The organism is Hyphomicrobiales bacterium (assembly GCA_016125495.1).
Classification (GTDB): domain Bacteria; phylum Pseudomonadota; class Alphaproteobacteria; order Rhizobiales; family RI-29; genus RI-29.
Genome location: WGLQ01000015.1, coordinates 72,457 through 86,495 on the forward strand (window position 1 = coordinate 72,457; position 14,039 = coordinate 86,495).

At 68.1% G+C, this 14,039-nt stretch carries 12 protein-coding genes; 7 read left to right on the plus strand and 5 right to left on the minus strand.

Annotation, left to right across the window (positions count from 1 at the left end):
- Nucleotides 1-11 precede the first annotated feature (11 nt).
- From GC150_12660 to GC150_12670, 3 genes are all read right to left on the minus strand, one after another.
- Nucleotides 12-449: an RNA-binding S4 domain-containing protein gene (locus tag GC150_12660; GenBank protein MBI1385753.1), complete on the minus strand. Its 438-nt coding sequence runs from the start codon at nt 447-449 to the stop codon at nt 12-14.
- On the minus strand, nt 449-3,790 hold the full coding sequence (locus GC150_12665) for a helicase (protein MBI1385754.1): 3,342 nt from the start codon (nt 3,788-3,790) through the stop codon (nt 449-451). The genes GC150_12660 and GC150_12665 overlap by 1 nt, the downstream gene beginning before the upstream one ends.
- Nucleotides 3,791-4,043: 253 nt before the next feature.
- Nucleotides 4,044-4,913, minus strand: coding sequence for a DUF3108 domain-containing protein (locus tag GC150_12670; GenBank protein MBI1385755.1), 870 nt, complete (start codon nt 4,911-4,913; stop codon nt 4,044-4,046).
- Nucleotides 4,914-5,325: 412 nt separating this feature from the next.
- Between GC150_12670 and GC150_12675 the strand changes: the two genes are divergently transcribed.
- Nucleotides 5,326-6,279 carry an acetyl-CoA carboxylase carboxyltransferase subunit alpha gene (locus GC150_12675; GenBank protein MBI1385756.1) on the plus strand — a complete coding sequence of 318 codons (954 nt, stop codon included), beginning with the start codon at nt 5,326-5,328 and terminating at the stop codon, nt 6,277-6,279.
- 346 nt (nt 6,280-6,625) lie between these two features.
- A complete protein-coding gene (locus GC150_12680) occupies nt 6,626-7,630 on the plus strand; it encodes a hypothetical protein (protein ID MBI1385757.1) in 1,005 nt (334 codons plus the stop codon).
- Nucleotides 7,631-7,694: 64 nt separating this feature from the next.
- Here the strand turns inward: GC150_12680 and GC150_12685 are convergent, their stop codons facing one another.
- Together GC150_12685 and GC150_12690 are read right to left on the minus strand one after the other, a co-directional pair.
- The gene (locus tag GC150_12685; protein MBI1385758.1) at nt 7,695-8,474 is read right to left on the minus strand and encodes a 3-hydroxybutyrate dehydrogenase; all 780 of its coding nucleotides are present in this window, start codon (nt 8,472-8,474) and stop codon (nt 7,695-7,697) included.
- 140 nt (nt 8,475-8,614) lie between these two features.
- Entirely contained in the window at nt 8,615-10,321 is a 1,707-nt protein-coding gene (locus GC150_12690) for a phospholipid carrier-dependent glycosyltransferase (protein ID MBI1385759.1), read from the minus strand.
- Here GC150_12690 and GC150_12695 point away from each other — a divergent pair.
- From GC150_12695 to GC150_12715, 5 genes are all read left to right on the plus strand, one after another.
- Complete coding sequence (locus tag GC150_12695; GenBank protein MBI1385760.1) at nt 10,275-11,033, plus strand: glycosyltransferase; 759 nt, start codon at nt 10,275-10,277, stop codon at nt 11,031-11,033. The genes GC150_12690 and GC150_12695 overlap by 47 nt on opposite strands.
- Nucleotides 11,034-11,038: 5 nt before the next feature.
- Nucleotides 11,039-11,767 (plus strand): TVP38/TMEM64 family protein, encoded by a 729-nt coding sequence (locus GC150_12700; protein MBI1385761.1) that lies wholly within the window; start codon nt 11,039-11,041, stop codon nt 11,765-11,767.
- Between the two features lie 146 nt (nt 11,768-11,913).
- Entirely contained in the window at nt 11,914-12,402 is a 489-nt protein-coding gene (locus GC150_12705; GenBank protein ID MBI1385762.1) for a DUF302 domain-containing protein, read from the plus strand.
- A gap of 93 nt (nt 12,403-12,495) precedes the next feature.
- Nucleotides 12,496-13,497: an ornithine cyclodeaminase family protein gene (locus GC150_12710; protein ID MBI1385763.1), complete on the plus strand. Its 1,002-nt coding sequence runs from the start codon at nt 12,496-12,498 to the stop codon at nt 13,495-13,497.
- A gap of 46 nt (nt 13,498-13,543) precedes the next feature.
- Nucleotides 13,544-14,014 carry an NUDIX domain-containing protein gene (locus GC150_12715; GenBank protein MBI1385764.1) on the plus strand — a complete coding sequence of 157 codons (471 nt, stop codon included), beginning with the start codon at nt 13,544-13,546 and terminating at the stop codon, nt 14,012-14,014.
- Nucleotides 14,015-14,039 lie beyond the last annotated feature (25 nt).

Here is a 14,039-nt window from a genome sequence, read left to right on the forward strand (position 1 = left end):
GCCGCGATAGGTCAGTCCATTTCGCCATCGCCCGAAAAGCGCTCGATGGCACGGCGCTCCTTCTTGGTCGGACGGCCGCGCCCGGCCGCTGGATGCGGCGCTGCGGCCTGGCCACCGGGGGGCGGTGGCGTCTCCTCGGGAGTGATGTCTTCATAGAGACCGGCGGCCTCGGACGCGGGCCCCCTGCGGGTGCCGGTGGCGCGCACCTTGAGGATGCGAACACGGCGGGCGACGACGATCGTCAATACGTCACCGGCGCGAATGGTCTGGGCGGGCTTTTCGGTCCTTGCGGTGTTGACGCGCACCTTCCCGGCAGCGACCAGAGCAGCGGCGAGGCTGCGGCTCTTGACGACCCGGGCGAACCACAGCCAGCGATCGAGGCGCTGCGTAGCTGCCGAGTGCGATGCACCGGAACTCGCCGTTTCGACAGGGTCGGGCGCCGTCTGGATCAGGTGCGGCCTCCCTTCTGCTTGGCATCGAGCTCGGCCTTGAGCTTGGCAAGCGCGGCAAACGGGGAATCCGGGTCGACTTCGCGGCGCCGGCCCGGCGCGGGCGAGGCGTGCGCCACCTGCGGACGGCTGTTGCGATCGTCACGGCGGGGCCGGTGTTCGCCGCGGTCCGGGCGTCCGTCACGCGGGGGACGACCACCGCGCTCACCGGCGGCCGCGCCCGGCGCCGCATCACGATCAGCCCGCGGGCCGCGATCCTGTCCGCGACCTTGGCCGCGGTTGCGCCCCTCGCCAGCGCCCTCGCGGCGCGGGTGACGTGAGCGATGGTCCTTGCGGGCTTGCGCCGCCTCCGGACGATTTGCCGCGTTGGGGTCGGCATTTGCCTCGGCGGCGACCGGCGCCGCCTCGGATGCGCCCTGGCGGGCGGGCCGCTGGCCACGCTGGCGCGGTCTGCCGCCGTGAGCTTCGGCGTGACGGCGACGCGGGCGCCAGACGTCGATCATCTGCGGCTCGCCAGCCGGCTCGGCCGCGGCGGGGCTGTCGGCATCGGCCGGCAACGCGCCGGGCGAACCATCCTGAGGTGTTTCCGGCGCGGCATCGCTCGTCGCCTGCCCCTCGTCGACAGGCGCAATGCCCGCTTCGATCGGCGGTTCGGGCTCGCTCGGCGCGCCGACCGCGATCTGCGCGGCAAGCGCGGCCGCAATCGCGGCGCTGACCGGCTGGTTCGTCGCCGCCGCCTCGTCGGAAGGGTTCGCCGCCTCGACCGGTTCGCCCTCCGCGCCTCGGGGTGTGCCGCGCGCGTCGGGTTCGCCCTTGCGCCTCGACGAACCGGCACCGGTACGCTGCAGAGTGAGCCCCGGCATGCTGGCGAGCGGGCGCTTTTCCATCCGGAAGCCGAGCGCGTTGAGAACCGCGCCAAGCTCATCCGACGAACAGCCGAGGATCGACATCATCTCGGGCAGAACCACGAACCCGCCATCGCCGGTGGCACCGCGCGGCGCGGGCTTGGCGCCGTCGTGCCCCTCGTCCGGACGCCGCCAGGCAACGAGCGGACGGATCATGTCGGAGAGACGCTCGAGCATGTCGATGCGCACCGCGCGTGGTCCACATAGGTGGAAGCCGGCGATGCGGTAGAACTCTTCGGGATGCGACGGACTTGCCGCGAGCGATGTCAGGCCCGGCCTCGGGCTCTCGGGCAGGCCTTCGAGGCCGCCAGGTCGCCGCAGGCCCCAAAGCACCCGCACCAGTTCGGTCGCGGCCGGCTTCAGGAGCATCGGCATGAAAATGTTGAAGGCGCCGAAACGAACACCATAGCGGCGAAGCTGGGCCCGGGCTTCCTGGTCGAGAGCGCGCGCATCGTCGGCGACGGTCTCGCGCTTGAGAACACCGAAGGCCTCGCGCAACCGGAACGCCATGCCACGAGCGAGGCCGCTTACGTCCTCGGCATTCGACAACTGAACCAGGGGGCGAAGGCGCTCGTTGACCAGCTCGGCAAGCCAAGCCTCGAGGCGAGCCTGGACTTTCTCGCGATCCGGACCCGAGAGATGCTCGTCGGCAAGCAGCGTCAGGGTCGGTTTCAGCGGATCGTCACCCGGTCCGAGGCGGGCGATGGAACTCTCCATCCAGAGGACAGTGCCATCGGGCGCGAGCGTGAAGGCGTCCGATTTGGCGGCGGCGATGCGTCGGGTCCGCATCGCAAGCTCGCCGGCGAGCACCTTGGCGGCAGCATTGCGCGCCGCCTTGCCGTGGATGCCCTCGCCGGCCGCATCCGCGACATAGCGCAGGCCGCTCAGCCGGCCGACGTAGTGCTTTTCGACCTCGATCGCGCCGTCCGCACCGATTTCGGCGAACAATTCCTCGTCGTCGCGCAGCCGGCGCATGAGGGCGCTCGTGCGCTTGTCGACGAAGCGCTGCATCAGTTGCTCGTGCAGCGCATCCGACAGTCGATCCTCGATCTCCCGGGTGCGCTCCTGCCAATGGTCGTGGTCAGCGAGCCAGTCGCTGCGGTGGGAGACGAACGTCCAGGTGCGCACGTTGGCGAGGCGATTGGAGAGCGTGTCGAGATCGCCGTCGGTGCGATCGTCGCCGGCTACCTGAGCGGCGAACCAATCCTCGGGGATTCGTCCGCCAGGGCCTTGCACGAAAGCGTAGAGGGTTTCGACCAAGTCGGCGTGCGCGGCGCTCGAGATCTTGCGGTAGTCGGGCACCTGGCAAACGTCCCAGAGGCGCACGACGTCGTCGCGCGTGCTCGCGAGGTCGGCGATGCGCGGCCGCCCGGCCAATGTCTCGAGGGCGGCGACGTCGTCAGCCATACGCGCACGGACCAACATCGACAGTCCGGGCACCATGCGGAGGCTGTCGCGCAGGGCATCGAGCGAGCCGAACTCGAGCGCCGAATTGCGCCATTGCAGCGTCTTGACGCCTTCGAAGTTGTGACCCTCGAGGCGCTCGATGAGATCGCTCGAGAACGGCTCCACGTCACCGGTCACGCCGAACGTACCATCCTTCAAGTGGCGCCCGGCACGGCCTGCGATCTGGCCGAGCTCTCCCGGCGAAAGGTCGCGATGGCTTTGGCCGTCGAACTTGCGCACACCAGCGAAGGCAACATGGTCGACGTCGAGATTGAGGCCCATGCCGACCGCGTCGGTGGCGACGAGGAAATCGACGTCGCCCGACTGATAGAGCGCCACCTGGGCATTGCGCGTGCGCGGCGAGAGGGCGCCGAGGACGACAGCGGCTCCGCCCCGCTGGCGGCGCACGAGTTCCGCGATCGCATAGACGTCGCTGGCCGAAAAGGCGACCACGGCGGAGCGGCGCGGCAAGCGGGAAATCTTCTTTTGACCGGCGTAGGTCAGAGTCGAGAGACGGGGGCGCGAAACGAAGTTGGCGCCGCCGAGCAGCTGCTGGATGGGCTCACGCATCGTCTGGGAGCCGAGCAGCAAGGTCTCCTGGGCTCCCCGCATGTTGAGAAGCCGCTCGGTGAAGATGTGGCCACGCTCTGGATCGGCGGCGAGTTGCACCTCGTCGATGGCGACGAAGTCGAGCTTGAGATCGAGCGGCATCGCCTCGACCGTGCAGACCCAGAAGCGCGGATTGTCGGGCTTGATCTTCTCTTCGCCGGTGACGAGGGCGACCTGGGCGGCACCGACGCGGGCCGCGACACGGTCGTAGACCTCGCGGGCAAGCAGGCGCAGGGGAAGCCCGATCATGCCGGTCTCGTGGCCGAGCATGCGTTCGATGGCGAGGTGCGTCTTGCCGGTGTTGGTCGGCCCGAGGACCGCCGTGACATTGCGCACGCGGGCCGGGATGATCGTCGCCGTCTGGCTCGTGCCTGATGTCATCGCAGAATGGTCTCCCGACGCGGCGCGGGGCGGTTCGAGCGCGCCTTGGCGCCACGCTGTTGGCACGCGCACATGGCGATCGCGCCACGAGCCGGCCCTGTTGGGCCAGCGTCATAGACGGCTCGGTGCCCGGCGCCTAGTGCGCATAGGATTTCCGTACGCGAAATTTTCGCGCCCGACCGGTTCGATCGGGCGCCGGACGTCACCGGATTTGGGTTCTCGAAGACGACTTCGCGCCTGTCCGCGTGCAGCGTCAATAGACCATCGCGACCTGGCGATGACCATCCGTGTCGACGTGGATCTGGCGATTGGTGATGTGCGCCTCGCCGGCGACGGTCGGCAACACGATCTTGTAGGGCACGAAGAGCTTGGCGCGCGGGGCGGGCACGAGCCAGACCTCAATACCCGTGTTGTCCATCATATACTGCGTCTCGGTGTTCATCTTGTAGCCGGCGACAGGCTTGTAGCTCACCTGGCAAACGAACGCGGTGGTCGAAAGCCCATGGCCGTTACCGGCCGCGATCTGACTGCGCCCTTTGGCGGACAGGACGAGGTCGAAACGCTGCTTGCCATCGAACACCGGGATGGTGCCGGAGCAGGGATTGCCACTCGGCCGGTTGCCGGCGACGCCGCTCAGAGCGATGAGCGCGGTCATCGGATCGAGCGCGTTGCGCAAGTGCGTGCGCGACACCGGAACACGGTCGCCACCCTGGCTCAGCGGCGGCGATGCCTTGACCTCGGTTGCCGAACGGAGCGGGAACTGCATCGCCACGTTGCCGCGCTTGCCGTTGTTGTCGAAACGGAAGTCGTAGCTCTTGGGCCGCGGGCGACCGGCACCGACGAGGCCGGAGGCCGATGTTTCGCTGCGCCAGCGGTAGAGCCCGAGGAGTGCCTGGATGTCGGCGCTGCCCGTCAACGAGTAGCGGCCGTCCACGATCCGGGAGGTGAAGCGGAAGCTGCCGGAAGCCAACGGGTGTTCGACGAGATAGACCGCATCGACCTTGACGGACTCGCCAGCGCGAGCGACCTCGGAGGCGAGCGGCGCGCCAAGCAGCACCGCAGCCATCGTTGCCGCGGCCGCCACGCGCCACCCCAAACCCGCGCGATGCTTCCCGATCTGCATGTGGACCCCCTACCGACGCAGCACGCCGCGAACAAGAACAACCGAACTGACGAGCCCATCGACGATGGGCCTAGGAGCCCTTTTCGTCAATTATGTGGCTCGGGCCATGGTGCCCCAACGTGGTAAACAATTCGATAGCTTCCGTAAGAATTCGGGAGCGCCGTGCCCCACAGCCAGCAGTCGCGCGAAGCGCCGAATTCCTTCCCCAGTTTCCTGTGACGACGGATCGGCTTTCCAGAGTCGAGCCTTGTCATGGACTTGACGGCACGGCGAGCGGTTGCGAAGGCTTGCCGGTAAGGGTGCCGAACGAGCGAACCCGTACCGCGGTCCTCGACCACCGGCGGGCCGGCCGGTATCCGGAATTCCGTGGCGGTGCGTCTGGGCCGACACGGCCCCTGCCGAGGAGCGTTGCATGCGGACCTACCTGGACTTCGAGAAGCCCGTCGCCGAACTCGAAAGCAAGGTGCACGAACTGCGTTCTCTGGCGGAAGGCGACGGTGGGGTCTCGATCGCCGACGAGATCGCCAAGCTCGAGCAAAAGGCGCGCGATGCTTTGCGCGACACATATGCCAAGCTCACCCCGTGGCAAAAGACGCAGGTCGCCCGCCATCCGGAGCGGCCACGCTTTCGCGACTACGTGCGCCGGCTCGTCGACGACTTCACGCCCCTGTCGGGCGACCGCTATTTCGCCGAGGACTATGCCATCGTCGGCGGGCCCGGGCGGATCGGCGATCGCCACGTCATGATCCTCGGCCACGAGAAGGGCTCGGACACGCAATCCCGCGTTCGACACAACTTCGGCATGGCGCGCCCTGAGGGGTACCGCAAGGCGGTTCGCCTCATGGAGATGGCGGAAAAGTTCTCGCTGCCGGTGGTGGCGCTCGTCGACACGGCCGGCGCCTATCCCGGCATCGGCGCCGAAGAGCGGGGGCAGGCCGAAGCGATCGCCCGCTCGACGGATTGCTGCCTGGCGCTCGGCGTGCCGCTGGTGGCGGCAGTGATCGGCGAGGGCGGCTCGGGCGGAGCGGTGGCGATCGCCTCGGCCAACCGGGTGCTGATGCTGGAGCACTCCATCTACACCGTCGCCTCGCCGGAGGCCGCCGCCTCGATCCTCTGGCGCGATTCGGCACGCGCCATCGACGCGGCAACCAACATGAAGATCACGGCCCAGGACCTCAAGTCGATGGGCGTCATCGACGAGATCGTGCCCGAACCCGTCGGTGGCGCGCACCGTGACCACGAGGGAGCGGTGAAACGAGCCGGCGAGAGGATCGTGGCTGCCATAGCCGAATTCGACGGCTGGCAGGGCGAGGCGATCCGGGAGCAGCGCCATCGCAAGTTCATGAGTATCGGCAGGGCGGCCTGAGGCAGCCCAAAGACGGGACGGTCGGGCGCCGCCTTCATCGAAGGGGCGGAGTGCCAGCGGAGGGGCGGGGCGCTTCGGCGCCCATGGCGCGTGCCGGCCACGGTTCGCAGTCGCAATGGAAACCTGCCGCCCGACGCCATCAGAATGCGCCGCGAGCGCCCAACTCTCTCCCCAATGCGCCGGCTAGGTTGTCCCCAGGCATCACAGGAGTCGATTCGATCGCGACGATCGGCGGAACACTATTTCCATCGACACCGGCTATGCTTAACGAATGATTCACCAAACAGAGCAGATGGTGACACCTGTGCGCTCCACTTTTCCGCGTATGTGTTGGATCAGCTCCCAAATGCCGTTGAAGCACCTGTTTCGCGTTAGCTTCTGCGCCGCATTCGCCGTGCTCACCGCCGGCTGCATGCAGAACATCCCGCCCCACCTCAAGCCGCTTTCCGCCGACGCCATGCACCTCATGGGCGAGCGCGGGATGGCGCCGAAGGACCCGATCTTCGTGCGCATCTTCAAGGCGGAATCGGAACTCGAGGTCTGGAAGCAGTCCGCGGACGGGCGCTTCTACCACTTCAAGACCTACCCGATCTGCAACTGGTCTGGCGAACTCGGGCCCAAGCTCGTGCAGGGAGACAAGCAGAGCCCGGAGGGCTTCTATACGGTCTCGCGGCCGCAAATGAACCCGAACAGCCAGTTCCACCTCTCCTTCAACCTCGGCTATCCGAATGTCTACGACGCCAGCCACAAGCGCACCGGCGCGCATCTCATGGTGCATGGCGACTGCCGCTCGGCCGGCTGCTACGCGATGACCGACAGTCTCGTGGAGGAGATCTACGCGCTCGCTCGAGAAGCGTTCGCCGGCGGACAGGAGAAGTTCCACGTCCACGCCTTCCCGTTCCGCATGACGGACGAGAACCTCAAGGCGCACCGCAAGCACCGGTGGGCCCCGTTCTGGGCCGAGCTGAAGCCCGGCTACGACTTCTTCGAGGCGACGCGCACGGTTCCGGACGTTCATGTCTGCGGCAGGCGCTACCTCGTCGGCGTGGAGTTCGTCGACGGCGTTACGCGGCTCAACCCTGACCAGTCGTGCCCGCCCTACCGCAAGGTGGTCGCCGAGGCCTTCGCACCACCCCCCGAGCGGATCGCCTCGCCCGTCGTCCTCAAGGGCCGCAAGGTGCGCAATTATGCCGAATTGATGCCGGTGCCCGGCAGCCGGCCGAGTGGCGCCTATGGCCTGACGACCTCGGCGAGCGGCAATTCGCTCTTCCAGAGCCTCCTGCCCGGGCTGCGCCTCGGCGCGACGCGGGCCCAGCAGCGCGCGAGCAAGGGGTTGCGCAGCGGGCAATAGGCTGCGCACCGCACGCCGCGCGGCTTGGCCGCCGCAAGCCGTTTCCGGCGGCGCTCCCCTCGATCTACTGCGCCGTCCAGCCGCCATCCACGCTGACGTTGGTGCCAGTGATGCTGGCGGCGGCCGTGCTCGCGAGAAAGGCGACGGTGTCGGCGATCTGCTCTGTCGTGACGAACTCGCCGGTCGGCTGATTGGCGAGCATCACCTTCTCCTTGACCTCGGAAACCGGCATTTTGCGCGCCTTGGCGGTGTCCTCGAGCTGGTTGGCAACGAGCGGCGTCCAGACGTAGCCGGGTGAGACGGCATTGCAGGTGATGCCCTGCTTGGCAACCTCGAGGGCAACGGTCTTGGTCATGCCGAGGATGCCGTGCTTGGCGGCGACGTACGCGGACTTGTAGGGCGAGGCGACCAGCGCGTGCGCCGATGCGATGTTGACGATGCGGCCCCAGCGCCGGCGCTTCATGCCCGGCAGCGCGGCGCGGATGGTGTGGAAGGCCGCGCTCAGATTGATCGCGATGATGGCGTCCCACTTCTCGACGGGGAACTCGTCGATTGGCGCGACGTGCTGGATGCCGGCGTTGTTGACTAGGATGTCGACGGCGCCGAAGGCCGCTTCGGCCGCCTCGACCATCTCGGCGATCTGCTTGGGCTGCAGCATGTTGGCGTGATCGAAGACGACGCGCGTGCCATGCGCGGCAACCGCATCGATCGCCGCCCGGTTGTCGGCCTCGCTTCCGAGCCCGTTCATCATGACGTTCACACCGGCCTTGGCGAGTGCGTGAGCGATGGCAAGACCGATGCCGGACGTCGAGCCGGTCACAATGGCGGATTTTCCCTGGAGCATGATGCCTCCCAAGCTTGTCTCGGCCCCGATCGGATGCCGCCGCGAGAACGGCGACGTCCCGCAAGGGGTCCTTCGATGATCCTAGGGTCTCTGTGCTCCCGGCCGCCCATGATGGCAAGCCGGGGCCGGGCACTTCAGCGTTACGGCGGTCCGCGCCAGCCGGAAAGCCGCGACAGGAACAGCGTTCGCATGCCGCCGCCCGCACCGATGGGCGCCTCGACGGTGCCGAGATCCTCGACGACAGCGAACCGGGCATGGATATCGGCGCGCTCCTTGCGATGGTGGACCAGGAGCATCGGCTCGCCGTCGCCGGGTGCGAGTGCGGCGACCATCTCGTAGTGGTCGCGGAACCCGGGGCCATCACGCCAGGCGCGCACCGGGATCGGTCGGTCGCGGAGATAGTAGACGAGTTCGGCGAGCACGGCCCGGTCGTCGGCGAGGATCGTGGCGACCGGCCGTCCCTCAGCGGCAAGAGCATCGATGCGCTGCTCGAGGCGGTGGATCGCCTCGCTCCAGCCGAGCACGCGGGCGAAGGGGTCGGAGCGCGGGGGCAATGCCAGCAGGCCCGCCGTCGAGGTGCCGACAGCCAGCAGGCCGGCGAGCGCGAGGTGGATGGCGAGCGTCGCCCGGCGAGCCAGGACCGCCCCATCACGCAGCATGACGCTGGCAACCAGGATGCTGGCGGGAACATAGGCGACCGCCGCCCAGTTGGCATGGGCGCGCGAGAGGAACGCCTGGAGTGTGACGGCAGCGATGACCGGGAGCGCGAGCAGCAGAAGCATGCGCTCGCTTTCGGAGATCGGTCGCGTGCCGCGGGCCCAGCGCCAGACGATGACGAGGAAGGCGGCGAACGTGACTGGCCCGAACACGCCGAACTGGGCAGCGAGGAACTCGAGCGCCTTGCCGGGCTTGAAGAGATCGCCGCCCCACTTGGCGTTGGCCGCCGTGTGGGAGAACGTCACACCGGAATTCTGCCAGTTCCACCAGAGGTTCGGGGCGATGATGGCGAGCGCGACGGCGAGCGCGGCCGCGAGCTTGGGGCTTGCCAGCAGGCGACGGCGGCGGGGGGAGAGGGCGAGATAGAGCGCCGCGCAGCCGACGAAATAGGCCATCGCATACTTCGCCATGAGCCCGCCGCCGATGGCGACGCCGAGGAGCAGTGCGCTCGGCAAGTCCTCACGATCGAGGAATCGCACGAAGGCAAAGAGCGCGAGCGCGTAGAAGAACAGCAACGGTACATCCGTCGAGGCGATGCCCGAGGATACCGATATGCCGGGCAAGGTGGCGAAGATCAGCCCCGACCAGAGCCCGGCGAGTGGCCCGGCGAGCCGCATGGCGGCCAGGAAAACGAGCGTCGCGGTGCCGGCATGGATGATCGGCGAGGCGAGGCGGATGCAGAACGCCGTCTCGCCGCAGACGTCCGTGACAGCCCGGATGATCCAGCCGATCAGCGGCGGCTTGGAAAAGTAGCCGAGTTGCAGACGCTCGCCCCAGAACCAATACTGGGCCTCGTCGAAGAAGAGATCGGTCCGATTGAATGCGAGGGCAACCACGCGAAACGCGAGCAGGCCAGCCATGGCGGCAAGGAACCACCAGAGGGCCTGGCGTGGCGAAAAGGCGCCTGCCGCCGCCGACGAGCCGACCATGTCCCGATCCCCCAACCCGGCCACAGCCGGACGCAATGGCCTGGTGGCAATCCCTATAGGTGCTTGAGAGTGGCCTTGGAAGGCTGGTAAGGCAGGCGCGTCGAGCAGCCACCATCTTGCCGTCGCCGGCAGCCGGTCGAAGGGCCCGTCGTCCATGCGCATGACCGTCGTCATTCCGGCGCTGAACGAGGCGGGCAACATCGGCCGCCTCGTCGAGGAGGCCTATGGGGCAATTCCCGCCTCGATCCTCGGTGAGCTGATCGTGGTCGACGATGGCAGCGACGATTCGACGCCGGACGAAGTCATGGGGCTCATCGCCAGCGGCCGCCACCCGGGCCTGCGCCTCCTGCGCCATGCCAGGCGTTGCGGCCAGAGCACGGCGATCCGTTCGGGCATTCTCGCCGCCAGCCATCCCGTGATCGGCACGCTCGACGGCGACGGCCAGAACGATCCGGCCGATCTGCCGCGTCTCATAGCCAAACTCGGCTCGCCCGGCGGCACGGGCCCGGCCCTCGTCGGCGGGGTACGCGTCAACCGCAAGGCCGAGGGCTCCAAGCGCCTCGCCTCCAAGGCCGCCAACTGGATCCGTGACGCGGTGTTGCGTGACCGCTGCCCCGACACCGGCTGCGGCACCAAGGTCTTCCACCGCGACGCCTTCCTGAGGCTACCGTTCTTCACCAGCCTGCACCGCTATCTGCCGGCCTTCTTCATCACCTATGGCCACGAAGTCGCCTACGAGCCGGTGAACGACCGGCCGCGGACGGTCGGCAAGTCGAAGTATTCCAATCTCGTTCGCGCCCTGGTCGGCCTCTACGATCTCTTCGGGGTGAGCTGGCTCAGACGGCGCACGCGCGTGCCCGAGGTCGTCGAACCGGCAACGAGCGCGGCCGCGGCCGCCCGCGGCGAGGCCTGACCAGAATGCCGACGACCACGCCCGAGCGCCGCCGCTTCGACCTCGAAACGCTGAAGGCCGTGGCCTGGGCACTCATCGCCATTGCCGCCGTTTCAGCGCTCTTCATCGTCGTCGGCCGGATCATCGGTTTCGAACAGGACGGGATGCTGGCGCAGTTTTTCGGCCAATTGCGCGAGAGCTGGCTGGCGCTGCCGGCCGTCGTCCTCGTCTTCGTGCTGGCGGCCCTCGTCGGGGCCCCGCAGTTCCTCCTCATCGCCGTGACGGTGGCGGCGTTCGGGCCGCTCGCTGGGTTCCTCTATTCCTACATCGCCACCCTCGTCAGTGCCTCGATCAACTTCGAGGCGGCCCGCCGGCTCGGCACCCGCTGGCTGGAACGACGCGCGCTACGGCGGCTCGAGGGGCTGCGCGAGCGGATCGGCGACCAGGGGTTCTATGCCGCGATGCTGGTGCGGATCGTGCCCTCGGCGCCCTTCGTCGTGGTCAATGCCGCGCTCGGGCTTTCGCGAACCCCCTATCTCGCATTCATCGCGGGCACCGCCGTCGGCATCATTCCGAAAACGGCCCTCATCGCGCTGCTCGGGAAGGTCGTCGAACAGGCTATTGCCGGCGAGGCTCGGGCGATCGTGACGCTCGTCGGGGCAGCGGCCCTCTGGCTGGCGCTGGTGGTCGGCGCCCGGGCGCTGGTGCGCGCCCAGCTCGGGCGGCGGCGCGGGACGGGGACCGGGGGCACCTGAACCACCCGGCTCAGAGAGCGGATCACGAATCCGTCAGATGCCGCGCTCGGGCCATCCTTGCTAAGCAGGCTGATGAAACGCTGGCCCGGTCGCTCCTTGCCCGCCGCTGCGAACCCTTGCGCCAACCTGCTCCCGAGAGGTCCCATATGCCGATGTTCCGCCGACTCCGCCTCACGCTCGCCCTTGCCGCGTGCCTCGCACTGCCGATCGCCTTCGGCGCTGCCCCCTCCCAAGCCGACGATGGCACCGTCACTCTCGGGCCCTCGGCCCACGACGTCGCCACGACCGCCGACCGAATGCAGGCCGCCATCGAGAGCAAAGGTGCCAAGGTGATGGCGCGGATCGATCATGCGGCCGGGGCCCAGTCGGCTGGCCTCGAGCTGGCGCCGACGACGCTGCTGATCTTCGGTAACCCGAAGCTCGGCACCGGCCTGATGCAGGCCAACCCCCATATCGCCCTCGAGTTGCCGTTGCGCGCCCTGATCTGGCAGGACAAGGACGGCAAGGTCTGGGTGACCTACAATAATCCCTCCTACCTCCAGAACCGCTTCGCCATGTCCGCGCAGGAAGAGACCTTCAAGCGGATGGCCGGTGCGCTCAACGGATTTGCGGGCGCGGCGATCGCCGGCCAGTGATGCCGGTCGCGTCCCCCAGGCGTTCGATGAGAGGTGTGGCGGGCGGCATGCGGTGGGTGTAGCCTGCCGCCGCCAGCAAAGCGGGAGGGGCGGTTGTCGCGGATCGAAATCGAATATCTCGGCGGCCCCGAAGTCGAACAGCTCGCACTGAGCAACGACGAAATCCTCGCTGCCGTCGAGGCGGGGCTCGTTGCGGCCGGTCGCGGTGAGACCGTGATCGAACCGCGCATGCACCTGATGCCGGGCGGCGACATCAATGGCCATTTCAATGTGCTGCGCGGTTACGTCGCCCCGCTCGGCTATGCAGGGGTCAAGATCGTCGGCGACTTCGTCGACAATTACCAGAGGGGTCTGCCCTCCGAGATGGCCCTGCTCAATCTTTTTTGTCCGCGAACCGGGGCGCCGCGGGCGGTTATCGATGCCGCCGGCATCACGGACATGCGCACCGGCGCTCTCACGGCCCTCGGTGCCAAGTGGCTCGGTCCCCGCTCGCCCCGCATCCTCGGTCATGTCGGCGCGCGCGGCACCGCCTACTGGAACGTCCGGCTGCTCGACCATCTCTTCGATTTCGCGGAAATCCGCGTCCACTCGCGCCGGCCGGAAAGCCGCAACGCGTTCGCCGAGCGCCTCTCGCGCGACCTCGGCAAGAAGGTGGTCGCGACCGACGACTGGCGGAGCTGCCTCGAGGGCGCGGACATCCAGGTGGAAGCCTCACGGCTCGCCTCGCCGACGCCGCTGTTCGAGACGGCTTGGGTGCGGCCCGGCACGCTCGTCGTGCCCTATGGCACGATGAGTGCGCTCCCGCTCGATTTCGTCGACGTCTTCGACAAGCTCGTCATGGACGACCTCGGGCAGATGGCGGCTGGTCCCTTCGGGGCGCTGCGCCCGCACATCAACGCCGGCAAGGTCACGCGCGAGAGCTTTCACGCCGAAATCGGGGAGATCGCGGCGGGCCGCAAACCGGGCCGCGAGAATGACGGGGAGACCATCCTCTTCTGGCACCGCGGACTGGCGACCAGCGACATCGCGCTCGGGGCGGCGATGCTGGAAAAGGCGCGCGGAATGGGACTCGTCAAATCGCTCGTCTACCGCTAGGCGAGGGAGGCGAAACGCGGTGGTGAGCAGCCCCCCTTCCGACCCGATGCGCGCGATCGCCATCGACGTGCATCGCGGCGAACCGGACGCTTTCACGCGTGGCCCCCTCGTCAAGGCGACCGCCGGGGCGGTGCTCGTCGGGGACTGCGGCTCATTCCTCCTCCAGCAGCGCGACGACGTGCCGGGGATCGACCATCCGGGCCTCATCGGCCTCTTTGGCGGGCACGTCGAGCCAGGGGAGGGATTTCGGGCCTGCGTCGCTCGCGAGGTGGCCGAGGAGACCGGCCATGCGGCTGATCCGGATGCCTTCGAGATACTGACCGACCTACGGTTCGCCGACCCCGAGCGGGGCGAACTGGCGGTCGGCCTTTTCCTTCTTTCAAATGTGCCGACGGCCCGCCTCCAGGTGAGTGAGGGACGGCTTTTCACAGTCCCCCGATCGCAAGCGGGCACGCATTTCCCTCGCATGACGCCGGTCACCGCACTCGCCCTGCGTCTCGCGCTCGCGCGCTTCTGAAACGTCTGCCAACGCCACGGACGTG

Bases quoted from the DNA above. Each gene is read 5' to 3' on its own strand.
- GC150_12675 (MBI1385756.1), top strand. From the start codon at position 5,326: ATGCGGACCTACCTGGACTTCGAGAAGCCCGTCGCCGAACTCGAAAGC.
- GC150_12665 (MBI1385754.1), bottom strand. From the start codon at position 3,790: ATGACATCAGGCACGAGCCAGACGGCGACGATCATCCCGGCCCGCGTG.
- GC150_12695 (MBI1385760.1), top strand. From the start codon at position 10,275: ATGCGCATGACCGTCGTCATTCCGGCGCTGAACGAGGCGGGCAACATC.
- GC150_12700 (MBI1385761.1), top strand. From the start codon at position 11,039: ATGCCGACGACCACGCCCGAGCGCCGCCGCTTCGACCTCGAAACGCTG.
- GC150_12670 (MBI1385755.1), bottom strand. From the start codon at position 4,913: ATGCAGATCGGGAAGCATCGCGCGGGTTTGGGGTGGCGCGTGGCGGCC.
- GC150_12715 (MBI1385764.1), top strand. From the start codon at position 13,544: ATGCGCGCGATCGCCATCGACGTGCATCGCGGCGAACCGGACGCTTTC.
- GC150_12690 (MBI1385759.1), bottom strand. From the start codon at position 10,321: ATGTTGCCCGCCTCGTTCAGCGCCGGAATGACGACGGTCATGCGCATG.
- GC150_12705 (MBI1385762.1), top strand. From the start codon at position 11,914: ATGCCGATGTTCCGCCGACTCCGCCTCACGCTCGCCCTTGCCGCGTGC.
- GC150_12680 (MBI1385757.1), top strand. From the start codon at position 6,626: ATGCCGTTGAAGCACCTGTTTCGCGTTAGCTTCTGCGCCGCATTCGCC.
- GC150_12685 (MBI1385758.1), bottom strand. From the start codon at position 8,474: ATGCTCCAGGGAAAATCCGCCATTGTGACCGGCTCGACGTCCGGCATC.